General features: G+C 56.6%; 23 protein-coding genes and 1 pseudogene. 18 read left to right on the forward strand and 6 right to left on the reverse strand.

What is annotated here, in order from left to right; translation table 11 throughout:
* Positions 1–30: 30 nt before the first annotated feature.
* The 4 genes and pseudogenes from CVE23_RS12605 to CVE23_RS12620 all read right to left on the reverse strand — a co-directional run bounded on the left by CVE23_RS12605 (position 31) and on the right by CVE23_RS12620 (position 4,559).
* Positions 31–1,083, reverse strand: a pseudogene (locus CVE23_RS12605) (IS3 family transposase).
* Positions 1,084–1,195: 112 nt separating this feature from the next.
* Positions 1,196–3,217 (reverse strand): carboxy terminal-processing peptidase, encoded by a 2,022-nt coding sequence (gene prc / locus CVE23_RS12610; RefSeq protein WP_049854105.1) that lies wholly within the window; start codon positions 3,215–3,217, stop codon positions 1,196–1,198.
* Between the two features lie 19 nt (positions 3,218–3,236).
* The gene (proQ, locus tag CVE23_RS12615; protein WP_038658037.1) at positions 3,237–3,968 is read right to left on the reverse strand and encodes an RNA chaperone ProQ; all 732 of its coding nucleotides are present in this window, start codon (positions 3,966–3,968) and stop codon (positions 3,237–3,239) included.
* An 84-nt stretch (positions 3,969–4,052) separates the two neighbouring features.
* A complete protein-coding gene (locus tag CVE23_RS12620; protein WP_038919300.1) occupies positions 4,053–4,559 on the reverse strand; it encodes a GAF domain-containing protein in 507 nt (168 codons plus the stop codon).
* A 299-nt stretch (positions 4,560–4,858) separates the two neighbouring features.
* On the opposite strand from CVE23_RS12620, the gene yebS reads away from it, so the two are divergent.
* The 4 genes from yebS (at position 4,859) to CVE23_RS12640 (ending at position 10,583) form a co-directional block, all read left to right on the forward strand.
* Positions 4,859–6,097, forward strand: coding sequence for a membrane integrity lipid transport subunit YebS (yebS, locus tag CVE23_RS12625; RefSeq protein WP_145958422.1), 1,239 nt, complete (start codon positions 4,859–4,861; stop codon positions 6,095–6,097).
* 16 nt (positions 6,098–6,113) lie between these two features.
* A complete protein-coding gene (locus tag CVE23_RS12630; protein ID WP_100849669.1) occupies positions 6,114–8,744 on the forward strand; it encodes a PqiB family protein in 2,631 nt (876 codons plus the stop codon).
* A 109-nt stretch (positions 8,745–8,853) separates the two neighbouring features.
* Positions 8,854–10,302: a 16S rRNA (cytosine(1407)-C(5))-methyltransferase RsmF gene (gene rsmF, locus CVE23_RS12635; RefSeq protein WP_049854107.1), complete on the forward strand. Its 1,449-nt coding sequence runs from the start codon at positions 8,854–8,856 to the stop codon at positions 10,300–10,302.
* An 89-nt stretch (positions 10,303–10,391) separates the two neighbouring features.
* Positions 10,392–10,583, forward strand: coding sequence for a YdfD/YebW family protein (locus tag CVE23_RS12640; protein ID WP_038658027.1), 192 nt, complete (start codon positions 10,392–10,394; stop codon positions 10,581–10,583).
* A gap of 101 nt (positions 10,584–10,684) precedes the next feature.
* Here CVE23_RS12640 and CVE23_RS12645 read toward each other — a convergent pair whose 3' ends face one another.
* Together CVE23_RS12645 and CVE23_RS12650 are read right to left on the reverse strand one after the other, a co-directional pair.
* Positions 10,685–12,682: a methyl-accepting chemotaxis protein gene (locus CVE23_RS12645; RefSeq protein WP_100849670.1), complete on the reverse strand. Its 1,998-nt coding sequence runs from the start codon at positions 12,680–12,682 to the stop codon at positions 10,685–10,687.
* Between the two features lie 929 nt (positions 12,683–13,611).
* Positions 13,612–14,454, reverse strand: coding sequence for a phage repressor protein CI (locus CVE23_RS12650; RefSeq protein ID WP_038919306.1), 843 nt, complete (start codon positions 14,452–14,454; stop codon positions 13,612–13,614).
* A gap of 124 nt (positions 14,455–14,578) precedes the next feature.
* Between CVE23_RS12650 and CVE23_RS12655 the strand changes: the two genes are divergently transcribed.
* The 14 genes from CVE23_RS12655 to CVE23_RS12720 all read left to right on the forward strand — a co-directional run bounded on the left by CVE23_RS12655 (position 14,579) and on the right by CVE23_RS12720 (position 25,500).
* Positions 14,579–15,043: a hypothetical protein gene (locus CVE23_RS12655; RefSeq protein ID WP_145958423.1), complete on the forward strand. Its 465-nt coding sequence runs from the start codon at positions 14,579–14,581 to the stop codon at positions 15,041–15,043.
* Positions 15,044–15,045: 2 nt separating this feature from the next.
* Positions 15,046–15,576 carry a hypothetical protein gene (locus CVE23_RS12660; RefSeq protein WP_049842492.1) on the forward strand — a complete coding sequence of 177 codons (531 nt, stop codon included), beginning with the start codon at positions 15,046–15,048 and terminating at the stop codon, positions 15,574–15,576.
* A gap of 120 nt (positions 15,577–15,696) precedes the next feature.
* Positions 15,697–15,912, forward strand: coding sequence for a DUF2732 family protein (locus CVE23_RS12665; protein ID WP_038919308.1), 216 nt, complete (start codon positions 15,697–15,699; stop codon positions 15,910–15,912).
* A complete protein-coding gene (locus tag CVE23_RS12670; protein ID WP_038919309.1) occupies positions 15,912–16,136 on the forward strand; it encodes a TraR/DksA family transcriptional regulator in 225 nt (74 codons plus the stop codon). Before CVE23_RS12665 ends, CVE23_RS12670 begins: the two co-directional genes overlap by 1 nt.
* 100 nt (positions 16,137–16,236) lie before the next feature.
* Positions 16,237–18,363, forward strand: a complete 2,127-nt coding sequence (locus CVE23_RS12675) for a replication endonuclease (RefSeq protein WP_100849672.1) — start codon at positions 16,237–16,239, stop codon at positions 18,361–18,363.
* Positions 18,364–18,426: 63 nt separating this feature from the next.
* Positions 18,427–18,648, forward strand: a complete 222-nt coding sequence (locus CVE23_RS12680) for a hypothetical protein (RefSeq protein ID WP_038658013.1) — start codon at positions 18,427–18,429, stop codon at positions 18,646–18,648.
* 553 nt (positions 18,649–19,201) lie between these two features.
* Positions 19,202–19,405: a tail protein X gene (locus tag CVE23_RS12685; RefSeq protein ID WP_038919311.1), complete on the forward strand. Its 204-nt coding sequence runs from the start codon at positions 19,202–19,204 to the stop codon at positions 19,403–19,405.
* Between the two features lie 75 nt (positions 19,406–19,480).
* Entirely contained in the window at positions 19,481–19,942 is a 462-nt protein-coding gene (locus tag CVE23_RS12690; RefSeq protein WP_038919313.1) for a phage tail protein, read from the forward strand.
* A gap of 707 nt (positions 19,943–20,649) precedes the next feature.
* Positions 20,650–21,315, forward strand: coding sequence for a hypothetical protein (locus CVE23_RS12695; protein ID WP_100849673.1), 666 nt, complete (start codon positions 20,650–20,652; stop codon positions 21,313–21,315).
* A 149-nt stretch (positions 21,316–21,464) separates the two neighbouring features.
* A complete protein-coding gene (locus tag CVE23_RS12700) occupies positions 21,465–22,106 on the forward strand; it encodes a phage baseplate assembly protein V (RefSeq protein WP_033111903.1) in 642 nt (213 codons plus the stop codon).
* On the forward strand, positions 22,103–22,453 hold the full coding sequence (locus tag CVE23_RS12705) for a GPW/gp25 family protein (protein WP_038919316.1): 351 nt from the start codon (positions 22,103–22,105) through the stop codon (positions 22,451–22,453). Before CVE23_RS12700 ends, CVE23_RS12705 begins: the two co-directional genes overlap by 4 nt.
* 4 nt (positions 22,454–22,457) lie before the next feature.
* On the forward strand, positions 22,458–23,366 hold the full coding sequence (locus CVE23_RS12710; protein WP_038919318.1) for a baseplate assembly protein: 909 nt from the start codon (positions 22,458–22,460) through the stop codon (positions 23,364–23,366).
* The gene (locus CVE23_RS12715) at positions 23,359–23,970 is read left to right on the forward strand and encodes a phage tail protein I (protein WP_038919319.1); all 612 of its coding nucleotides are present in this window, start codon (positions 23,359–23,361) and stop codon (positions 23,968–23,970) included. Before CVE23_RS12710 ends, CVE23_RS12715 begins: the two co-directional genes overlap by 8 nt.
* 369 nt (positions 23,971–24,339) lie before the next feature.
* Complete coding sequence (locus CVE23_RS12720; protein ID WP_100849674.1) at positions 24,340–25,500, forward strand: phage tail-collar fiber domain-containing protein; 1,161 nt, start codon at positions 24,340–24,342, stop codon at positions 25,498–25,500.
* Positions 25,501–25,524: the final 24 nt, after the last annotated feature.

The raw sequence follows: 25,524 nt of genomic DNA on the forward strand, positions 1-25,524 counted from the left end.
GTAAACATGAAGCAGCCGCGCGGGTTGTGACTAGTCCTGATATAGGTTGACAGTTGTTTGCCCGCAAAACGCCTGATGAACTTCATCAGGCGTTTTGTATTTCAGGGCCAGATGTGGCCGTTCATGGTTATAAATTGCTACAGACTCTTTCACCATTTTCCTTGCCTGTGCCGGATCGGCCGGGCGTGAGAGTAAAAATTCACTCTTCAGGATCCCGTTTATTCGTTCCGCCAGTGCATTCTGGTAGCAGTCGTAACCATCTGTCATCGAACAGGTTATTCCGTATTCTTTATGCACTGACTGATAAAGTGCTGAACAGTATTGTATCCCCCTGTCTGAGTGATGTATCAGAGGGCCTTCTGTTTGCCTTTGCCGCAGTGCCTGTTTGAACGCTTTTACTACATTTTCAGTGTGCAGGTTTTCATCCACATGATAACCCATGATTTTTCTTGAGCAGGCATCAGTGACCAGACTCAGATAAACCGTGCCTTCAGTGTCTTGTCCGGGTGACTGTTCAATAGATGGTGCAGTTTACGTGTGCCGATCCTCGGCTGGCGGCACCGGATCCGGGCAATAACATCCAGAACCTTACTATGGTGTGCATGTCGTTGATTGCAGCGGGCATTGTACTGATACCATGCCTGTCTGCTGTGACCCAGAAATTGGCAGGCGCGCGTAACGGTTATTTTTGAGGTCTGACCTTGAGCAAGGACTTGCCGGGCCGCTTTTTTACGACACTCACCCCGTAATCATTTTTCAGGACATTGATAACCGACTCAAAAAACTCAGCCTTCTGGTTCGCCAGCTCAAGCTGTTCTTCAAGCTCTTTGATTCTTTGCTCGGGGGTGAGTGGGGTATTTGTCTGAGCCACAAGCAATTTCCTCTTCACCAAATTCGGAAGTCCGGGGCTCCAGTCAAGCCGGCCATATTTACGCAGCCAGACAAGGACAGTGGAGCGCCCCTGAATACCGTATCGTTGCTGAGCCTGTTTGTAGGTCATTTCACCTTTTTCGACTTGCTCAACGACGGCTATTTAAAGGATAGAGGATAATCACGTTGGGTACGTTTGAACTCAGTCATCATCACGTTCTCCAGATTTAAGTCAGGAACGTGTCAACGCTATTCAGGACGGATCATCACCCATAAAAAAGCCCGGTTTTCTCACCGGGCTTTTCTTTAGTGCTACCGCTCGCCTTTACTGCGGCTTCGGTTCCTGTTTAGACAGGTCTTCCGCAATCTGGACGGTTTCATTCAGGTAAGCGTCCGGATCCTGATAATCCTTCGGCAAATCATCCAGCGTTTTCAACGGCGGTTTACCCTGACGCTTCAGTCTATCGTTGATGCGCTGCAGACGCGTAGCCTCGTCTTCGTTGTTTTCTTTCTGGCGTTGAGCCAGATTCAACGACACGTGGTTGCGCTTCTCTTTCAGCTCCTGATACCGGGCCACATCCTGCTGGATGTACTGGAACTCCGGATCCTTGGCGATACGCGCGTTATGCTGATCGAGCAGCCCCGGCAACAGCGGTTTCATGTCGCCCATCACCGTATAGCTGGCCGGTTTGATGCTGTCCCACGGCAAGGCGTTGTCTTCAAACTTCTCGCCGGTATCCACCATCTCGTTGCCGGTCGGCATCACGATATCAGGCGTGACCCCTTTACGCTGGGTGCTGCCGCCATTGATACGATAAAACTTCTGGATGGTGTATTGCACCGAACCCAGCGCCGGCCATTCCGGGCGCAGCATCTGATCGTAAATGCGGTTGAGCGAACGGTATTGTTGCACCGTACCCTTACCGAAGGTCGGCTCGCCGACAATCAGCGCACGGCCGTAGTCCTGCATCGCCGCCGCGAAAATTTCCGACGCCGAGGCGCTAAAGCGATCGACCAGCACCACCAACGGACCTTTGTAATAGATAGTGTCGTCGGTGTCGCTATCTTCACGCACTTTGCCGTTGTTGTCGCGTACTTGCACTACCGGCCCGGTGGGAATGAACAGCCCAGACAGACTGACCGCTTCCGTCAGCGCGCCGCCGCCGTTGCCGCGCAGGTCAATGATGATGCTGCTGACATGCTCTTTCTCAAGCTTCTGCAGCTGCACTTTCACATCATCCGTCAACCCGACGTAGAAACCGGGAATATCCAGTACGCCAACCTTGTCTTTGCCCGCATCCTTGATCGACATTTTCACCGCGCGATCTTCCAGCCGGATACGTTCACGAGTCAGGGTAATGGTTTGCGTTTTGGTGCCTTTGCCGGCCGGCAGCACTTCCAGACGCACCTTGCTGCCTTTCGGCCCTTTGATCAACGCCACCACGTCATCCAGACGCCAGCCGATCACATCTACCATCGGCTTGCCGGCCTGACCGACGCCCACGATGCGATCGCCAACGCTGATGCGTTTGCTTTTCGCCGCCGGGCCGCCCGGCACCATGGAGTTGATCACGGTGTAATCTTCATCCATCTGCAGCACCGCGCCGATGCCTTCCAGCGACAGGCTCATCTCGGTATTGAACTGCTCGGTATTGCGCGGCGACAGATAACTGGTGTGCGGATCGATTTCCCGCGCGAAGGCGTTCATGATCAGCTGAAACACGTCTTCGCTGTTGGTCTGCACCAGACGGCGAATCGCAAACTGATAACGTTTGGTCAGCGTTTCCTTGATTTCCGCATCGGCCTTGCCGGTCAACTTCAGGCTCAGCCAGTCATATTTGACCTTGGCGTCCCACAACGCGTTAAGCTCATCCACGCTTTGCGGCCAGGGCGCCTTGGCGCGATCGAGATCGATAGCATCGTTGCCGTTCAGGCTGATCGGTTTTTCCAGCAGCATCAGCGCGTACTGGTAACGTTCGAAACGGCGCTTCTGGGCCAGATTGTACATGGCGTACGGCAGGCTGAGTTTGCCGCTTTTCAGATCGTCGCCCAACTCGCCTTTCTGACCGGAAAATTGCGCCACGTCGGAAGCCAGCAGCACGTTATGGCTGTAATCCAGCATGTTGAGGTAACGATCAAAAATCTTGCCGGAAAACTGCGCATCCAACATGAACTGGCGATAGTGGGAACGCAGGAAACGCGACGCGACGCGTTCGCTAACGGTGGAATGCTGCGCTTCCGGCTGCAATTGGGGGATTTGATCCGCGCGGGTGATATTCTCACTGGCAAAACTGCATCCAGACAGCAAAAGCCAGATTAAAGCCGCTGCTTTGACAAATTTGTTCATGCCCAGGTTGGCCTCCGTATCAGAACTGCAAATGTTCTGCGCGTACGATCATCGCCAGTCCGGAAGCCAGCTGTACCCTGACTCCATCTTTGGCGATCTCAAGCACAGTGGCATCCATGGCGTTTTTGCCAGCCCTGACTTTGATTTCCTGGCCGATTTGCAGGCTGGAAATATCCGTCACCGCCTGCCGTTCCGGTTGCACCGCTCGGGCCGCTTTAGGCTGACGGGGTTGGGATTTTTCGGATGACGGAGAAGCAGTCTGTGCGGAACGGGAAGAGGAAGAACGCGGCTTGCGCGGCGCGGCGCCGGCGGCATCACGCTCACGACGCGGGGCATTTCTGCCGCCAGCCGGACGCGGACGGGACGGTTCGGCTTCGCCGGACTCGCGTTTCTTCGCCTGCTGCTCCGCCCGCTGGGCCTGAACGCGGGCTTTGGCCTCTTCCAGCTGCTTGCGCGCATGTTCTACATGCTGCTGCTCAAGCTCGCCGCACGAATTGCCATCAAGATCGACGCGCTGGGCGCCCAGTTTGACGCCATACAGATAGCGCCAGCTTGACGTGTAAAGACGGAGTGCGGAACGCAGCTGCGTCTTGCTGACGTGTTCAGATTCGGACACGCGTTCGACCAGATCCTGAAAAATACCAATCTTTAACGGACGCGCTTCGCCTTCAAGTGTGAAACAGAGCGGAAAACGCTCTGCCAGATAGGCGATCACTTCTTTACTACTGTTCAACTTAGGTTGATTTTCCATGAAATTTCCTGATTACAACGGGTTTGCCAACCAGCGCAGGCATGAACAGGCGTCATTATAATGACGCCATCGGCAATTGCTACGTTATCCTTGTCGCAACGTAAGAGAATTGATGAAAGCCAGCACGTCGCTCTGTGACAACTGGCGGCATAGCGCGGCCGTCACAGCATTCAGCCCGTCTTCGTCCACGGCATCAAAACGGTGATGAATGGTGCTGTCGATATCCAGTACGCCAATCAACTGCCCGTCGACCGTCAGCGGTAACACAATTTCGGCATTGCTGGCGGCATCGCAGGCGATATGACCGGGAAATTCATGCACATCGCCGACCCGCTGCACGCGGTTTTCCGCAACCGCCCGACCACAGACCCCTTTTCCCGCCGGAATACGCACGCAGGCCGGGCGCCCCTGAAACGGCCCCAGAAACAACGTATCGCCGTCCAGCAGGTAAAAGCCGGCCCAATTCACACCATCCAGTCGTTCAAACAGTAACGCGCTGCTGTTTGATAATATCGTGATGAAGCGATCTTCACCGGCAATCAGCGCCGTCAGATCACGCACCAGCTCATCGTAGAATTGTTCTTTTTTCATAGCTTGCAATAGGCAGAAATTGTCTTTACGGACCGCCTGACGGCTGACGCCCGCAGCACATTAATAAAGTTTCGGATCAGGATGCTACAGGATTTCTCTTGTTAGCCCAACCTTCACCGCACGGCGCCGTCACAGGACAGCGGGTTATACCTTTCCGCCTGGCATCCTGTCGTTGCCGTACGGGCTACCGCCTGGTGACGCCATCAATGTCAACTGACAAGGGTAGCAGTGATTTTGTGTCGTCCATCATTCAGTTACACTATGATAATACCTGTCCTGTTAACCTGCCCGCAGGAAATATGAAAATTTATAACGCCGCCCCGTCCGCCGGGCCGGCTGATTCCCCGCCTGCCGCGCCGCGGCGGCTTCAACGTTGCCCGCAATGCGACCTGCTGTTCACGCTGCCCCGGCTCAAACGCCATCAGCACGGCCACTGCCCGCGCTGCGCGGCGCATATCGCCAGCGGCCGCGACTGGCCGATTGTTCGACTGGTGGCGATGGCGCTCGCCATGCTGGTGCTAATGCCCTTCGCCTATACCGAGCCGTTGATCAATATCCGGCTGCTGGGGGTGTCGATTAACGCCAGCCTGCTGGAAGGCATCTGGCAAATGACCCGTCAGGGCCACCCGGTCACCGCCAGCATGGTGGCGCTTTGTATCATCGGCGCGCCGGTGACGCTGGTATTCGCCCTGCTGTATCTGTTTTTCGCCCCGCGGGTCGGCATGAACCTGCGCCCGGTGCTGTTGCTGTTTGAGCGCCTGAAAGAGTGGGTCATGCTGGATGTGTATCTGGTCGGTCTGGCGGTCGCCTCGATTAAGGTGCGCGAGTTTTCCGAGGTGCTGCCCGGCAACGGCCTGCTGGCGTTTCTGGCGCTAATGGCGCTCAGTCTGCTGACCCTGATTCATCTTAATCCCGAACAACTCTGGCAACGCTTCTATCCGCAGCGCGCCGCTCCGGCCTCGCCGCAGGCGCTGGTCTGCCTGTCCTGCCGCTTCACCGGCGCGCCGGACCACCGGGGCCGCTGCCGCCGCTGTCATATTCCGCTGACACTGCGCCGCCCCTATAGCCTGCAGAAATCCTGGGCCGCGCTGATTACCTCCGTGATCCTGCTGTTTCCCGCCAATCTGCTGCCGATATCGGTGATTTACGTCAACGGCGTTCGCCGGGAAGACACGATTTTTTCAGGAATTATGTCGCTGGCCGCCGGGAATGTCCCCGTGGCGCTGGTGGTTTTTATCGCCAGTATTCTGGTGCCGTTCAGCAAGGTGCTCATTACCTCAACTTTGCTGCTGAGTATTCATTTTCGGGTCAAACACAGCCTAATGACGCGCATGCGGCTGCTGCGCCTGATGACCTGGATCGGGCGCTGGTCGATGCTCGATCTGTTCGTGATCGCCCTGACCATGTCGCTGGTTAACCGCGACCAATTGCTTGCTTTTACCATGGGACCGGCGGCGTTCTATTTTGGCGCCGCCGTTATTCTGACAATATTGTCTGTCGAGTGGCTGGATAGCCGACTGATGTGGGATAACGATTAATAATCGTAGGATAACAATGCAGAACCAAACGCCGATGACACCAACTGAAGCCAACGTCAAAACCCGGCGCCGCCTGTCGCCATTCTGGCTGCTTCCTTTTATCGCCCTGCTGATCGCCGGCTGGCTGCTGTACACCAACCAGCAGGAACGCGGCGCGACGGTGACCATCGATTTCGTGTCGGCGGACGGCATCGTCCCCGGTCGCACGCCGGTACGCTATCAGGGCGTCGAGATCGGCACCGTGCGCAACATTAAGCTCAGCGACGATTTGCGCACCATCCAGGTCATCGCCAGCATTCGCAACGACATGAAAGACGCGTTGCGCAGCGGCACCCAGTTCTGGCTGGTTACCCCCAAAGCATCGCTGGCCGGCGTGTCCGGTCTGGATGCGCTGGTCGGCGGCAACTACATCGGCATGCTGCCCGGCGGCGGCGATCCCGTCAGTCACTTCACCGCCCAGGACACTCAGCCCAAATACCGCGTTAACAGCGGCGAATTGCTGATACATCTGCGCGCCGACGATCTGGGTTCGCTGAACGCCGGCTCGCTGGTCTATTTTCGTAAAATGCCGGTAGGGAAAGTCTACGATTACAGCATCAACCCCGATCACAACGGCGTGATGATCGATGTGTTGATCGACCGCCGTTTTACCGGGCTGGTAAAAAAGGACAGCCGTTTCTGGAACGTGTCCGGTTTGAAAGCCGACGTCAGTCTCAGCGGCGCGACCGTCGAAATGCAGAATCTGTCCGCGCTGGTCAATGGCGCCATCGCGTTCGACTCCCCCGAGCAAGGGGAAGCGGCGGCCGCAGACCAGAATTACACCCTGTACCCGGATCTGGCGCGCAGCCAGCGCGGCGTGCTGATCACGCTGGATCTGCCCTCCGGCGATAAACTGCGGGCCGGACATACACCGCTGTTGTATCAGGGGCTGGAAGTAGGCACGCTGCAACGCATCGCACTGGAAGCGGATCAGCGCGTCACCGGGGAGCTGATTGTCGACCCGTCCGTGGTGCCGCTAATGCGGGAAAACACCCGTATCGAACTGGCCGCGCCGCGTCTGTCGCTGAACGACCTCAATCTGCCCAGCCTGCTGGGCGGCACGACCCTGACGTTGATCCCCGGCGATGGCGAGCCGAAGCAGCGCTTCACCGTGCCCGACGCCACCCAACAGCAGCTACAGCAGCCCGGCGCGCTCACCATTGAATTGACCGCCAGCCAGAGTTACGGCATCGACAGCGGTCAGCCGGTTATCCTGCACGGCGTACAAATCGGCCGGATTGTTCAGCGCGCCTTAACCGATAACGGCGTCAGCTTTACCGCCGTTATCGACCATCAGTACCGTCATTTGTTGCACAAAGACAGCCAGTTCATCGCCAGTAGCCGGGTCAACGTCAAAATGGGGCTGGATGGCGTTCAGGTGCTGGGCGCCAGCGCCCAGGAATGGTTGAGCGGCGGCGTGACGGTGCTGCCGGGACGCACCGGCGACGCCCAGCCGCGTTATCCGCTCTACAGCGATCGGGAAAAAGCCGGCGCCGGGATTCAGGGCGCTACCCCGCCCACCACGTTGACGCTACTGACCGACAGCCTGCCGGATATTCAGGAAGGTTCGGTCGTGCTGTACCGCAAGTTTCAGGTGGGTGAAATCACCCGCATTCGCCCGAAAGCCGACACCTTCGAAATCGATGTTTATGTCCGGCCGGAATACCGCAACCTATTGACCGACAACAGTGTCTTCTGGGCGGAAGGCGGCGCGCGCGTGCAACTTAGCGGCGCCGGACTGACCGTGCAGGCGTCTCCGCTCAGCCGGGCGCTGAAAGGCGCCATTAGCTTCGACAACGTGGACGGCGCCGCCGACGTACAGGGCGGCAAACGCCCGTTATACAGTAACGAAACCGCCGCCCGGGCGATTGGCAGCCGCATTACGTTACGGACCTACGACGCCAGCAAACTCTCCGCCGGGATGCCGATTCGTTATCTCGGCATCGATATCGGCCAGTTGGAGTCGCTGAAACTGGCGGAGCAGCGGGATGAAGTATTGGTGCAGGCGGTGCTCTATCCGGAATATGTCCGCAACTTCGCCCGCGCCGGCACCCGCTTCTCGGTGGTGACGCCGGAGATTTCCGCCGCCGGCGTCAACCACCTGGAAACCCTGATCCAGCCCTATATCAACGTCGAGCCGGGCAGCGGCGCGTTTACCCGCAGCTTTGAACTACAAAAAGCCACCATTTCCGACTCCCGCTATCAGGACGGGCTGAACATCAGTGTTGATACCGCCGAAGCCGGGTCGCTGCAAATCGGTACTCCGGTGTTGTTCCGCGGGATTGAGGTCGGCACGGTGACCGGCCTGTCGCTTGGTTCGCTGTCCGACCGGGTATCGGTGGCGCTGCGCATTAGCAAACGCCATGCACATCTGGTGCGCGACAATTCGGTGTTCTGGCTGGCCTCCGGCTACAACCTGCAGTTTGGCCTGACCGGCGGCGTGATCAAAAGCGGCACCTTCCAGCAATTTATTCGCGGCGGCATCGCCTTCGCCACCCCGCCGGCCACCCCGCTGGCGCCTGCGGCACAGGCGGGCAAACACTTCCTGCTGCACGGCGAAGAGCCCGGCGGCTGGCGCGACTGGGGAACCGCGCTGCCGGAACGATAGGCGTCATGTCTGCGACTCACCGGCTTATAGCGGTGAGTCGTCATCCCTTCCAGCGGAAGAGATATGGTAAGATTCGCGTCCTGATTGTAGCTGTAACGGAACCATTTCTGTGGCCAAACCTATTCCCGCGTCTCTCACTCCCGACTTTCTGACCGCCATGCAGGCGATCATGCCTGCGCACCTGAGCATGGACACGTTCATCGACGCCTGCCAGCGACCGCTGCGACGCAGCCTCCGCGTTAACACCCTGAAAATCAGCGTGCCCGATTTTCTCGCGCTGGTCGCGCCCTACGGCTGGGAGTTGGAGGCGGTGCCCTGGTGCGATGAAGGATTCTGGCTGCTGAACGCCGATGAGGAAGCCATGCGGCTGGGCAACGCGCTGGAGCACCTGGCCGGCCTGTTCTACATTCAGGAAGCCAGTTCGATGTTGCCGGTCAGCGCGCTGTTCATGGGGGATGACGCCCCGGAGCGGGTGCTGGACATGGCGGCCGCCCCCGGCTCCAAAACCACCCAGATCGCCGCCCGGCTCAACAATCAGGGATTGATTGTCGCCAACGAATATTCCGCCAGCCGGGTCAAGGTATTGCACGCCAACCTGCACCGCTGCGGCGTCAGCAATACCGCCCTGACGCATTTTGACGGCCGGGTATTCGGCAACGCCTTACCGGAGACGTTTGACGCCATCCTGCTGGACGCGCCCTGCTCCGGGGAAGGCGTAGTCAGAAAAGATCCCGCCGCCATGAGTCACTGGTCGCTGGAGAGCATCGCCGATATCGCCGCGACCCAGCGCGAACTGATCCTAAGCGCCTTCCATGCCCTGAAGCCGGGCGGCGTGCTGATTTATTCCACCTGTACCCTGAACCATCAAGAAAACCAGCATGTTTGCCGCTGGCTGATGCAGCAGTTCCCCGACGCCTGCGAGATCGAATCGCTGGAGGCGTTGTTCCCGCAAGCGCACCGTGCTATCACCGAAGACGGCTTTTTGCACGTCTTCCCGCAGATTTACGACAGCGAAGGCTTTTTTGTGGCGCGCTTGCGTAAAACCGCCAGCGTAACGCCGCTGGCGGCGCCGGATTACAAACTCGGCAAGCTGCCGTTTACCCCCATCAACCCCAAGGATGCGCAGTTGATTCGCCAAAGCGCGCAACGGTTGGGCCTGCGGTGGTCAGAACAGCAATTACAGCTGTGGCAACGGGACGATGAGATCTGGTTATTTCCGGCGGCATTGCAGCCGATGTTGGGCAAAATGCGTTTCTCCCGCATGGGCGTCAAGCTGGCGGAGCGCTTTGCCAAAGGGTATCGCTGGCAGCATGAAGCCGTTGTGGCGCTGGGCAACCCCGACAGCCCAAACACCTACGCGCTCAGCGCGGAGCAGGTCGTCGACTGGTTCCGCGGCAAAGACATTTATCCGCCCTCGCCCGTCAGCCACGACGAGGTGTTGTTGACCTGGCAGCAGACCACGCTGGGATTGACCAAACGTGTCAGCCAACGCCTGAAAAACAACCTGCCTCGTGATCTGGTTCGCGATGGCGCCAACCTTGTCTCCGCCATCGGATAATCTTTGACCGGGCCGCCGTACGCGGCGTCCCCAGTGCGTTTTTTTCATCTACACTCACAAGCAGGGCGTGGCAACCTGTTGAGGAATCTATGTTCGCACTGGTGATCTTTGTCTGTTACCTGGGAGGTAACTGCGAGAGTCTGGTCGCGGGAACCTATATCAATGAACCACAATGTCTGGGTGCCATGGAGGAACAGCAAATCCGTAACGGCGGCTGTTTTCCGGTTGATGATTTTCGCAGCGGGTACTGGAAACCGGCTCACGAGTATCGTGACCGCTGATGCTGATGGCACCGCAAAAAAAAAGCAACGCCGCAGCTGTGACGGCGTTGCCCAAACAGGTGTGATGGTTATTGCCTGTTATTATTGGAATTTCATAACGGTCAGAATTTCACCCACTCATCTTCGGCGGGATGATGTTTCGCCGATTCAGTAGCCTTGCGGTGAGTATCTTTCTTCTGCGCCGGTTTTCGGCCGTTCTGGCCCGGTTTATTCAGCAGTAATGTCTGATGACTTGCTGGTGAACTGACATGGTGAGGATGCCCATCGTCGCCCAAATGAAACGCCGATACCGCCTGCGCCAGCATCCGCGACTGTTCCTCAAGCGAATTGGCCGCCGATGACGATTCCTCCACCAGCGCCGCGTTTTGCTGGGTCGTGGTGTCAAGTTCCGATACCGCCTGCGCGATCTGGGATATTCCCCGGCTTTGCTCATCCGAAGCCGACGCGATTTCCCCCATGATGTCAAATACATGAGCTACCGAGCTGACAATATCCTGCATGGTTTTTCCCGCTTCCCCAACCAGCGCTGAACCGGTATTGACCCGCGATACCGATTCATGAATCAACCCCTCGATTTCCTTTGCAGCCTGGGCGCTGCGCTGCGCCAGATTGCGCACCTCGCTGGCGACTACCGCGAACCCTCGTCCTTGCTCGCCGGCTCTCGCCGCCTCAACCGCCGCATTCAGCGCCAGGATATTGGTCTGAAAGGCGATGCTGTTGATCACCGTCGTAATATCAGAAATACGTTTGGAGCTGCTGGAAATGTCGTCCATGGTCTTCACCACGTTATTGACGATTTCACCGCCCTTGACCGCGTTCCGCGACGCTTCAGACGCCAGTTGCGACGCATGGTGGGCGTTTTCAGAGTTCTGTTTCACCGTCGAGGTCAACTGCTCCATGCTGGCGGCCGTTTCCACCACCGCCGCCGATTGCTGTTCGGTGCGGGACGAGAGATCGGTATTGCCCGCCGCGATTTCCGCCGATGCGGATTCGACATGCCCCACCCCTTCGCGGATATCCCGGATCATGGTGCGCAGCTTGTCATTCATGTTGCCCATCGCGGTGAGCAACTGCCCCAGCTCGTCGCGACGCGTTGTGCTGACGACGGACGACAGGTCGCCGCTGGCAATCCGTTCCGCGACCGACAGGCTCAGTTTAAGCGGGGTAATCAGCTGTACCGAGATACGCCACGCCATGACGATACCCAGCAGGATCACCAGCAGGCCGGTCACCACCATATTGAATTCCGACGACTGAGTAGTTTGGTTGGAATTCGCCAGTTGTTGATTGAACAGGCCGCCGACATCCGCATTCAGTTTTTCCGCCGCTTCACTCATCGCCTGACTGGCGCGGGTTTCATCCTGAAAGGCGGCCAGATAAGCCGGCGCAGAACGGCGGTAGCCCGCGAAATACTCCCAGGCGGTGTTCAGCCATGCCTGTTGTTCCGCAGACAACCGCCCGGCTTTTTCCCTGATGGCGGTTTCGGCGACATCAATGCTTTTCATGGTCGCGCCCAGCGTATTATCCGAGGGCGTCAGCAGCAGGTCATGCGCCAGGTCGCGAATGTCCGCCATGTACTCGCCCAATTGGTACAACAGCACCTGAATGTCTGACGGCACGCTCGCAACCTGCTGCCATTTATTATGGAATGCTTCCAGCACACTGCCGCTTTCATCCTGACCGATAGCCAGACCGGCCGTATCCCGCTTTTTGCTGGCGGCGATGAACGCGTCCCGCACGACCCGATACGCTTTCAGGTCCTGCTCAATTCGGTTTACATCGTCAATCGTATCCTTATCCCAACTCAGCGCCCTCGCCTGCCGGAGAATATCGTCCATTTTATTAATCAGCTCGCCATTTTTATCGATAAAGCTGTAATCATGCGTGAATTGAAATTGTGTGCGCAGAATGCGGGCCTGCGCCAATGTGGCGTTAAGTTGATTAGTCGCCAGCGCCTTATCGTTATTATCCGCCACACTGCGAAATCCAATAACGCCGGCGATCAACACCACCAGCGACAATAACAAAACCGAACCAAAGCCTAATGACAGTTTGGTTCCCAGCTTAAGGTTTTCGTATTTTCCACCCAAAATAGTCATAGAATCACCATTTATGGCTCTCATGATGTGATTGTCATTCCATGTATATCAATGACATGCCATGAAAAATTAAATATCGTCATTTAATAATTACGAAGATAATCAACGTCCATTTTTTACTGCCATCCTGCCGTCAAAAATCGATTGATACGTATATACCCGTCATACTTCACGTTGCAGGTGCGTTGGCTTTATTACTCGGCCCATCCCTGGGCCTCGCCCCTTTGGGGCCGCGGTAAACCGCGTTCAACGCTGCTCCCGGCAGCGTTGTCGATCACCCCAGTCACTTACTTGAGTAAGCTCGTGGGGATTCGCTGCGTCGCCGCGTTACAAGGCTCATTCTGAGCCTTGCCCTAAAGGGCCAACGCGTTGCGTTGTTCAACACGCCAGCGTGTTGTCCTGCAACTCGAATTATTTTTGGTATAAAGCCAAATTCAGTAAAAAATAATGGACACCGGAATGTTTCATACCGTCTCGCATGATTAAAATAGCCAATAAATCATGCTATTGTGAATTAACCGGGCGCCGTTAAGAATGGTGAAAGAAAAACGATTTACGTTGATTATCAGAATTTCCGTTAACCGTTTAATCCCTCATAATCTATATATCATCCTTCCCATAATAGAAAGACATATAATACAAGGGTATAAGAACCCCCGCAGATCTATCATGACTGGATATTTCAGTGAAAATAAATAGCTCGTTAACAACAGCGGGAAAACAGCATATACCTCGGGATGATACTCAGGCGTGGCCTTCTCTTTATGACAAATCCGTCCTTTAGACGAACTAAACCTTTATGACGTACTCAACCTGTGATGGCGCGATGGGGCGCGCAACTCTTGACGCGGTCGACCTTTCGCAACGGCGACGGTTTCTCTGCAGATGGAAATACCCGGCGCAGCCTGCGCGCACCGGGTATTCGGATCTCAGAAGCTGGGGGTTAGCGTCAGCACCACCACACCGCGCGGGGTAACTTCATCCACCCCGCACTGGAATTGTGAGCCGCCGCCTTCAACCTGCATTTTACGCCCCGGCAACAGCGCCACATCGTAGATATCGCTCTTGCCGTCGATATCCAGCAACCAGCGACCATTGCTGATACTGGTAATTCCAGTATCCACCAGCCAGGAAGATGAACTCCCCTCCACCAGCAAAGGCGCATGCAACCCTGCCGGAATAAACTGCGGATCCGCCTTCCACTCCCCCGCGTCCTGCAGTTTTCCGGTTTTCAGCAGATTGCGCGGGATCAGGCAGATACCGCTGTCATCCTGACGGCTGACGGGCGCGTCATCCTGCTGCGGCGAGCCTTTACCGGTTGCCAGCCACGCCAGCGACACGCCGGTATCCAGCGCGCAGGTGACCACCACATCCCCAGGAAAGAAATCACGGCGAATCCAGGTACTGATCGTACCGGGCGCGATGCCCAGCAAGTCGCCCAACTCTTTTTGCGTACTGAAGCCATAGGCATCAAGCATTCGACGCAGTACCGCCTTGCCGCCCGATGACAGGATCTGCTCATAAAGCGCTTTGCCTTTCAGCGGCGATTTATGCGTAAAAACATTCGCATTTGCGAACTCTCCGGTGACCAGCCATCCGGCATCGGCTCCGGTATCAAGCGCACACTTCAAAATAATATTACCCGGCACATTCCCTCGCTGAACCCAGTTACTGATTGTATTGGTAGGTATCTCAGTGACCTCGCTCAGTTCCTTCTGAGTCTTTACTCCGTAACTTGACATGATGCGTTCAAGCACGAAGGCCGCAGACACGGCATTACTATTTGTATTCAAAAACACCTCACGAGTATTTACATATACACGTTACGTGTTTTATAGTGTCTACACAGCACATGTAACACCATAGAACACCCTGGCCTGGGGGAGATATTGCTTTATGTCGGACGAGATTTCAATTCTAACGCACATTTCTGAGGAAAATCCTACCACAGCGAGTCCATCCGCGGTGACAGAAACCGGCTTTTCGGACGTCAGCCGACAGCCCCATGCTATCCCTGTTCGGGCGCTGTTTTCTTTCACCGGCTTGCGTAACGCAGCCTACGCCGCAGCGCCGATATCCGTGGCGTGGCGCGCAACGCGCCATACAAGGAAGCAGCGGTTCCGGTTTACCCGCACCGCGCTTCAGCATGATTTTGCAAATGCAAAAACAGCATTCATCACCGCCATGACGGCAGCCCTATTTTCCAGCCTCATTGCTGCCTGTGCGCTATCAGTACGGTATGGCGGTTCAACCGTTGTGAATGGCGGCAATGATTTTAACATCGAATTCGGAAATTCGAATTTCGGTTATATTCTGCGCCTGCTGCCGAAAACAGGCGGCAGCGATGGCAACCGAGCGTAATCATGAAGCCCCATTATGCCTTTACCGCCGACCATCTGCAGACCCTGCCGCCCAATTTGCGGGCGCTGATCGGAAAACACTTCGCGGATTCGCGCTGGGCGCAGACGTGCGTTTTTTACCGGCGTCTCTCCGAACGCTATCGCCGTACGCTGTGTTTTCATGCCGCACTGCATCACCGCTGGTGCGTCTATCAACTGGAAGAGATGGATGAAATGGCGCGCGAAAGAATTGTCAGCGCGCTGAATGAACTGCGTAGCGCATTCGGCTTGCCGGAAAAACAGGAGCACGATCAGTTGCTGCACGCGGTTCGGGTCCTCACCCTCAGCGAGCGCCGCACGCTGTTTTTCCATGCCGGACTCACGACCCGGGAATTCGATCAACCCTTGCGACGCATTGACGAGTCGGATTGCCAGTGGTCGACAGCGCTTAGCCGCGCCCTCGGCGAGCTGCACAGTATGTTTACCGGAGCACCCGACATTCTGACCAGCATCAGACCCGAACACTATTTCAGACCCGAACACCATTCTCGTTGACGACAGTTTCGCTGACGACAGATCTCGCCAGAAAAAACGACCCTCGTTAACTCAACCGCCAGCACATAGGCCGCCGCTCAGGCAGGTCCGCATTGTTGCTGCTTAACATCAGGAAATTGTATGAAAAACACACCAACCAATCACAAGACTCAGTCTGTCGCAAGGCGGCAAATCCCGAATGACGTCTGGCGTACAGACCTTGCTCATCGCTATAGCGAACATCTGGACCAGCTGGCGCAACACGCCCGGCAGGAGCAGCTATCCGCTCAGGAACTGGTGGCCTTGCTGCAACAGGAAGCCGAAAACATCCGTCACCAGATTTGGGAGGCGCACTAATGGCAGACAGTATGGACATTTCCCAGGAGCAGCAGGCCATGCTGCTGGATGCGCAAATCGCCCATGCCCGCAAAGCCCCAGCCGCTCACACCGCCCACGTTTGCGAGGACTGCGATGCGCCGATTCCCGAGGCCCGTCGTCAGGCGATCCCCGGCGTGACGTGCTGCGTAGCGTGTCAGGAAATTCGCGAACAGAAGCAACGTCACTACCGCTCACCGTCCTAAACGTGCGGTCACTGACAGACAAGCCAGGGTCGATCTGCGGCTATTTATTCCCGCCGACAACCCGGCAAACACTCATCGAGCAGGTAAACGCTGGCTGGTTATGACGTCTGACGAAGCTAAAAAAAACGCCGACAACCGGGGCAACCGCTGGGCATACCCGTGGAATGCGCCCCGTTCCGCCATTCTGCCCGAATCCAGCGCATTGTCCGCGGATACCCTGCAGCAGGGACAGGCGGTACTGTATCGGCTGGCGTTGCTGCCGCGTTTTCTGGCCGGCCATTTCCGCCGCCGTTTCGATTATTTGAAGCAGCATCAGGGACTGGGCGCCGCGTTCAACTACCTGTTATCGGTGGTTCAGCGTCGGCTCTGGCCCCGAATCGACGCCGTCAACGCCCGCTATCGGATGAATACCGCCTGCTCTTCACGCTTCATCAGCGAAGCGGAGCAGTATCATCAGTTGCCGGATATGCCGGACAAGGTTCTGCGGGCGTTTGCCAGCCGTATCGCCGCCCACATGAACGATGCCTACCATGCTCACTGCGAACGCTACCTGCAGGAATGCCCCGGCGATAGTCAGGCGAATTTATTCAGCGATGAAACACAAGCGCGCATCTATGGTCAGTTAGCGACGCTGGCGCAAGCCCTAAACGTGGCGCCCGCCCACTGGCAGCGTCATCAAAACGGGACGCTCACGCTGGAACAGGCATGCGCCGGCATTATGCGGCTGGTCACCCCCCGCTGGTGGGAACGTCAGTTGAAAATTCAGCGAACCCGCTGGCGTGAAGCATTGTGGATTGCCAGCGGCGAGGTGAGCCGGGCCGCATCCCCCTTTCTCAGCCGTCAGGCGCTGCAGGATATCCGCTACCGCCGTCTGGCAACGCTGGATTTTCTGAAAAGTCGCGAGCTGGAAAATACCCGCAACGGCGAGCGGGTCGATTTGATCGATAAAGTCATGGGCAGTATCGCCAATCCGGATATTCGCCGTATGGAACTGATGACCATGCTGGCGGGTATTGAGCGTTACGCTACCGCACACCATCACATCGGCATGCTGGTGACGCTCACCGCTCCCGGCCACTACCATCCCACCCGTACTCGCGGTCACGACCGGGTATTGGTCAACACAGGGTGGATGCCGGACTGTCCTTCGCCCAAAATGACCCAGCATTATCTGGTCCGGCTATGGGGAAAAATCCGCACTGCGCTCAAAGACCGTAAACTGCAAATCTACGGATTGCGGGTCGTTGAACCCCATCACGACGGCACGCCGCACTGGCACATGATGCTGTATTGCGAGCGCGCGCAGCGTCAGGCGATCGTCGATATCCTGCGCCGTTACGCCCAGTCAAATGAAAGCGACCGCGCCGTGGCGCACCGCCGCCGGTTTGACTGCAAGCATATCAACAAGGGCGGCGCGGCGGCGTACGTCGCCAAGTACATCGCCAAAAATATCGATGGCTATGCGCTGGACGGCGAATCCGACCACGAAACCGGCAAGCCGCTGAAAGACATGGCCGCCTCGGCCTCGGCCTGGGCCTCGCTCTGGCGCATTCCTCAATTCCATTTCATCGGGCTGCCCACGATTGGCGCCTACCGCGAATGCCGACGCATTCGCAGCCGGTCATTACAGGATGCGCTGGGCGAACAGGCAGAAACGGTGAGGAACGCGGCGGATCGCGGCGACTTCGCCGCCTATATCGAGGCGCAGGGCGGCGCGAATGTCGCCCGGCAACATCAGTCGGTTCGTGTCGCCAGAGCCGCCAGCGAACGGCTGAACGCCTACGATGAAACTATCGTGCGTACCGTCGGTATTTTTTCCGCCCAGCGCGGCCGTGAACGTGTATTCACCACCCGCCCGGATGAATGGCAAATCGTGGCCAAAAACCACGCCGCTGTCGATATCGCCGATCGCCGCCGGCCGGCTCTGCCTTGGAGTTCTGTCAATAACTGTGGGGGCGCGTTTTCACCCGGCGCGCTCCCTTACCCATTTCGCGATATTCCCCGCGTTCCTTCAGCGCGGCTAACCTATTTTCAGCGCGATCGGCTGGCGTCGTTGCGCCCCCGTCTTAGCCAGCAGGGTATCGAAATCTCACGCTGGGAGCGGGAGGCGCTGGTACGCGGCGCCAGCGTGAAAATTGACGGCCAACTGATTGATGAATTTAGGAATAACGCGATATCCGCCGTTGATGAAAAGTGCATCATGAGCGCACAGCGCCTGCACTTATGAGTTGACGAATACTACTGAATAAAGTACTGTATATAAATACAGTCTCACAATGGAAGAGGTACCGTGGAACAGACTGAAAACAGAGAGCTGACCTTGTCAAGGATTCGATTAATTGCCGATATGTCATTGATATCACAATGCGATCCTGAAGAAATGAAAATCGCCATGTCGTTGATCGCCGACTTATCTCACGGCGAGCTCCCGGAGAGTGATTATCAACAGTTTCTGAAGAACAGCAGTGATGGACAGCAGCTTAAAGCATGGTTCGAACAACAAATGTTGTAAGGGATTTCGATGGATAATAATGACCGACGTGAAATTCCCTGGCCGATCGCCAGAGGCACGTGCAAATTAATGGATTTTCTCTGTGGCTAACACGCCAGACTAATACGCAGCAAAAATTTTTTCGTATCCAGACCATTCCATAAAACGGTCTGACCGGCCAAAGCCGGTATATACATTTTGGCATTAATTTTAATTTCGACTCAGTGCGAACCTGTTCGTTGGTGACGTTTTTTCTTTAACACCGTAGTACGGAATTAGGGTAATCCCATGTAAGAAAATTTGTTAGCGACATTACCCCGGCTTTCCCAGTACCTTTAATGCGCAATACCCCCTGCCAGCAAAGATTGGCAGGGGTCAAAATAGGTAGAGTGACAATAAGGAGCAGACACAATCAATAAACCCCCAACATTATTTCCCGTATTTCCCGCCCGTTGTTGTGCCATCCGTCCGACACCTTTCCGGCATTGCGACCAGTACCGATCCTCTGGAGGATAAAGGACCAGAAATAACCTGTTTTATTCGACCTTATTTTATCCGAACTTAAAGGTATCACATGAAAGTTTACGCCCATCAGGACGACACCCTGGATGCGCTCTGCTACCGCTATTACGGCCGCACGCAAGATGTGGTGGAGACGGTTATGCAATCCAATCCGGGGCTTGCGGATCTTGGTCCGATTCTGCCGCACGGCACCGCCGTCACGCTGCCCGACATGAATGCTTCCGGCTCGCAGGAAAGCGTCAATATCTGGGAATAATTCCGGACTATCCGGCTCCATGCTCGCCTTCGGCAAATAACACATGGAGATCGCCGCCACACCAGGAACCTTATCATGCAAAAACCACAAAGCCTCAGACTTGCACTGACCACCGCATTACCCGCGCTGGGTAATGCGTTACAGTTTCGGATCCAGGAGGGGGAAATCGCCGCGTTGCAGGAGCCGTCCCTGTCGTTTGAATACCGCTATCAGTTGCTGCTGACGCTGAATAATTTCTCTGACAATCCCGACACCCTTTTTGTCACCCTGCTGCTCTGGGTGCGCCAGAACCAGCCGGATTTGTTAACGCGCGAAGGCATTCGCAATAAAGGCATCAGTTTTACGATCGACAACAATGCGGACAACACCAGCACACTATCCGTTCGGCTCAATCTGACGGAGCGCAACCGTGTCAATGAACAGAATCAAAGCCTGCAGGTGCATTATGAACCGGAACCAACACCGCCTGAGCCGGTGAGTCGACCCACTGCGCTGTATATCGCCGGCGAGCTGGTCAGCCAGTGGAAAGGGAACTGATCCCTTCAGATATCATTTCTTCCGTGAGGGCCGTTGCGAATACGGCCTGTTTTCTTCACAGGAAACGATAAATCATGATTATTTTATGATTTAAAATACTTGTCCTATACCCTAAATAATTCGAGTTGCAGGACAACACGCTGGCGTGTTGAACAACGCTACGCGTTGGCCCTTTAGGGCAAGGCTCATAAGAGCCTTGTAACGCGGCAACCGAGTGAATCCCCAGGAGCTTACATAAGTAAGTAAGTGACTGGGATGAGCGACAACGCTGCCGGGAGCAGCGTTGAACGCGGTTTACCGCGGCCCCGCAGGGGCGAGGCCCAGGGATGGGCCGAGTAATAAAGCCAACGCACCTGCAACGTGAAGTATGACGGGTATATTTATTTCCAGCTCGTAATTTTCATAATAAAAGATTATCACCACAATCTATCTGACACGCTTCCCCTCATTTTCTTCATCGCAAATTATTTCAGAAATCGTTTTCTACTGTTATCGCCCGGGATTAATCAGTAATACCCTATTACCTTCCATGTTTCGTCAGCGAAAACCGGCTGATGTTATTACCTCGCCTACTCTCTTTTGGATTGAATAACTGAAGGGAAACACAATTGGATAAAAGCCGAAGTTTGCCACGTAATATACGAAAGGAATTATTCCACTTTAAACATTTCGGTAACAATGAAGGATTTCTTTATTACCCGAAAATCATGGAAGATATCCGTCCTTCCCTTCCTGAAAACACGCCCCCCTATTGCAACGGCAATCGTGAAAAATCCAGAAAGTTGCTCAATCTGTTCGGCTGTCATTTAGGCGACCCGTATTGCAGCCAAACTGCCGTTCCCGGTGCGTCACCGCAGCTCGCCAGCATTTTTTCTTCCTACGGATTGCTGAAGTCCGCCGCGGGCTCGCCAACGCCGGTGTTTACCCAGCCCGACTTTCTGCTGCTGTATTGCCTGTGTGAAACGTCCGTCTTCAAAATACTGGTCGGCATCGCCAGTCTTCGCCATGTCATTCGGCATGTGGATCAGCACACCCGCACCGAATTATGCCTGCCGCAGTATGCGCTGCGCCCCGGCGCCGTCAGCCAGGAAAAAACGCCGTTCAGTCTCCTCAGCGCCGACCACGATCCATTTCTGACCTGTACGCCTGACCTGGCGTATCCCCTGACTTCGCCCGCCAGACATGCGCTGCTGAAGCTCGACCCGCTGCTGAAAAACAGCATGCAATGGCTCAATCTGAAGCGGGGCGATCTGCTCATTATCGACAACCGTCGCAGTACCCACACCTGCGTGCCATTCACCCCGTTCTTCCGACAGGACTCGCCTTATCTGACGCACATGTTCGTCAATAAACCGGACCCGGCGCGACACTGAATCCCTTACGCCTGTCTGGCCGCGCCACGGTGGTTTACCGTGAGGCAAAAGTCGTAACGTAAAAGTCGTGGCGCAAAGATCGGTGGGGTCATCCGCCACACAACCACGGCAAATTGTCTCATTCCGCGGGAAGACGCATGCTTCCCACCATGAATACATACGAATATCTCTCCGAAATCCAGCGCGCGCTGCGTAACCTGATTCGTATCGGCGTCATTACCGAAGTCGATACCCAACAGGCACGCTGCCGCGTGCAGACCGGTGGCATGGTCACCGGATGGCTCCACTGGCTGTCCCGTCGTGCGGGGAGTTCCCGCGAATGGTGGGCGCCGTCGGTGGGTGAACAGGTGTTATTGCTTGCAATAGGAGGCGAACTCAATACGGCATTTGTTTTACCGGGTATTTACAGCGAACACCATCCGGCCCCATCGGCCTCTGCGGATGCCTGCCACATCCGTTTCCCTGATGGCGCGGTGATGGAATACGAACCGGCCAACGGCGCGCTGACCGTCACCGGCATCAAGAGCGCGACGGTCGTCGCATCGGAATCGGTGACCGTCACCACGAAAAACGTCACCGTCAACGCCAGCCAGCGCATCACGCTGGACACCCCGGAAGTCGTCTGTACGCACAAATTAATCACCCAGACCATCGACGTTCAGCAAGGCGGCAGCATCACCGGCAGCGTCACCCACTCGGGGGGAAGTTTCTCCTCCAATGGCGTGGTGGTGCATACCCATCAGCACAGCGGCGTACAGAATGGCGGCGGCACAACAGGAGGACCTTTATGACCAGCACGTCATACACCGGCATGAATCGCAGCACCGGCGGCAGCCTCAGCGATCTGGAACATCTGCGCCAGAGCGTGCGCGATATTCTGACCACTCCGCAAGGCAGCCGGGTCATGCGGCGCGATTACGGTTCGCTGCTTTCCACCCTGATCGACCAACCGCAAACGCCCGCGCTGAAACTACAGGTGCAGGCGGCCTGCTATGTCGCGTTGCTGAAGTGGGAGCCGCGGCTGACGCTGACCTCCATCTCAATGGAAAGCCACTACGACGGCCAGTTGATTGTGGATATTTCCGGCACCCTGGCCGGCAACGGCACATCCCTTTCGTTAACCATTCCCGTGAGCTGAGATCATGCCTCTTATCGATTTAAGTCAGTTACCCGCCCCCAGCGTGGTCGAAACGCTGGATTATGAAACCCTGTACGCCACACGCAAAGAAACCCTGCTGTCGCTCTACAGCGCCGACGAGCGTGAAGCCATCGCGCGCGCCCTGACGCTGGAATCGGAGCCGATGGTGAAACTGCTGCAGGAAAACGCCTACCGCGAGCTACTGCTGCGCCAGCGCATCAATGAGGCCGCTCAGGCCGGGATGCTGGCGTTTGCTCAGGGCAACGATCTGGACCAGTTGGGCGCCAACGTCAACGTCTCCCGACTGCTAATCACCCCGGCCGACACCTCCACCGTTCCCCCGACCGCCGCCGTGATGGAGTCCGATACCGATTTTCGTCTGCGCATTCAGCAGGCTTATGAGGGCCTGAGCGTGGCAGGTTCCATCGGCGCCTACCAGTTCCACGGGCGCAGCGCCAGCGGCCAGGTGGCGGATATTTCGGTCATCAGCCCCGGCCCCGCTCAGGTGCTGGTGTCGGTTCTGTCGCGGGAAAACGACGGCACCGCCAGCGATACGCTGCTCGCCACCGTCAATGCGGCGCTGAACGCCGAAGACGTCCGGCCGGTGGCTGACCGGGTTACCGTCAAATCGGCGGTGATCGTTCCTTACGATATCAATGCCACGCTTTACCTGTATCCCGGCCCGGAAGTCGAGCCGATTCGCGCCGCCGCCGAGAAGAAACTGCAGAGTTACGTCAGCAGCCAGCACCGGCTGGGCCGCGATATCCGCCGCTCCGCCATCTACGCCGCATTGCATGTGGAAGGGGTACAGCGGGTGGAATTGACCAGCCCAGCGGCGGATATCGTGCTGGACGATACTCAGGCGTCGCACTGTACCGGCTATACCCTAACGCTGGGGGGAACGGATGAATAAAAGCCCCCTACTGCCACCCGGTTCATCGCCGCTGGAACATGCCGTTGCCCTCACCGGCGCCGGGCTGGAGCAGGTGCCGATTCCGCTGCGTCAGATCTGGAATCCGGATACCTGTCCGGTCGAACTGCTGCCCTATCTGGCCTGGACGCTATCGGTCGATCGTTGGGATGAAAGCTGGTCGGAAGCCGTCAAACGCAAAGTCATCAAAGATGCGTTTTTTATCCACCGCCACAAGGGCACGATCGGCGCGCTGCGCCGGGTCGTTGAACCGCTGGGATATCTGATTCGCATCAAGGAATGGTGGCAAACCGGCGACGCCCCCGGCACCTTCCGGCTGGATATCGGTGTCCAGGAGTCAGGGATCACGGAAGAGTCCTTTCAGGAACTGGAGCGCCTGATTGCCGACGCCAAACCGGTGAGCCGCCAGATGCTGGGGTTAAACATCAATCTGGACAGTTCGGGTCCGCTGTCAATGGGCGCCAGTTCCTATAGCGGCGACGAACTCACCATCTACCCTTACTTCCCGGAAACCATCAGCGTTTCTGGCGACGAGATCAATGGCGCGGCTATCCACCTGATTGATGACATACGTGTCGGCGGTTGATTTCCCCACTCGTTCCAAGCCAGCCTGAGCTGGCTTTTTTTATGGCTGCATTGCCGCCGAATGTGGTCTTCACATGTTGTCTCCCTCTGCGAACAACGCCCGCTGGATGCGCTGGCGGCGCTGACTTCGCATACTACCTCTACCCAGGCAGTGTCCCCGGGTAAAGCTCTTCACGACCAAAGCGGGCGCGCGTACCCCAGCTCATCGTTCTATAACCCGATAACGCCTTTGGGGTCTGCGTCCGCAACGCGCGCCGGGACACCGCCTACCCACAGCCGGGCATACCGGTGGTCATCACCTGTCGGCCAGCCCGGCTTCTCCGATGTCGCCCTGCGGCATCCTATTCTGTTAACCGTATGAGTAATCTGCATGAGTACAAAATACTTTGCTTTACTGACGAACACCGGCGCGGCGAAGCTGGCTAACGCCACCGCGCTGGGTAGCCACCTGGCTATCACGCAAATGGCGGTGGGCGATGGCGGCGGCAGCCTGCCGACGCCGACGCCCGCTCAAACCAAACTGGTCAATGAGAAACGCCGCGCCGCTCTCAACGCGCTAAGCATCGACGCGCAAAACACCAACCAGATCATTGCCGAGCAGGTTATTCCTGAGAATGAAGGCGGCTGGTGGATCCGGGAAATCGGCTTGTACGACAGCGACGGCGATCTGATCGCGGTCGCAAACTGCGCCGAAACCTATAAACCACAGTTGCAGGAAGGATCAGGCCGGGTGCAAACCGTGCGCATGATCCTGATTGTCAGCACGACCGAAGCCATTACCCTGAAGATTGACCCGGCGGTGGTGCTGGCTACTCGTCAATACGTCGATGATAGCGCCATTAAGGCCAAGGCTTACGCCGACACCCAACTCGGCGCCCATATTGCCGCCGCCAACCCTCACCCGCAGTACGCTCCGCTCAATAGTCCGGCGCTGACCGGCGCGCCCACCGCGCCAACGGCGCAGAAAAGCGCAAACTCCACACAGTTGGCCACCACTGCGTTTGTCAAAAACGTCGCCCTGCAAAAAGAGCAGAACGGCGCCGACATCGCAGACAAATCAGCTTTTCTCGCAAACCTGGGTTTAAGCGACGTACTGAAAACCGCCGACCTGGCGGGCATACCGCTGCCCTGGCCGCAGGCGACACCGCCCGCCGGCTGGCTGAAATGCAACGGTCAGGCGTTCGACAAAAACGCCTTTCCCAAACTGACGCTGGCGTACCCCGGCGGTGTCCTGCCGGATCTGCGCGGCGAATTTATTCGTGGCTGGGATGATGGAAGGGGGGTGGATGCGGGGCGAACGCTGGTGTCGGCGCAAACGGATGAGCTCCGCTCTCACAAACACCGTTTCGTTAACGAATATGGTACACCGACAGAAGGGATCATTGCGTTTAGCGATGAGAATAATGAAAAGATTGAAGTCAATCTCTCATCCGGAGCACGCGCGCATACATACATTTTTATGCAGAACACGGGGGGAGTCGAAACTCGTCCGCGCAACATCGCGTTTAGCTACATCGTGAGGGCCGCCTGATCTCTGGCGCAACTGAACCGGGGA

The organism is Dickeya fangzhongdai (assembly GCF_002812485.1).
GTDB lineage: Bacteria > Pseudomonadota > Gammaproteobacteria > Enterobacterales > Enterobacteriaceae > Dickeya > Dickeya fangzhongdai.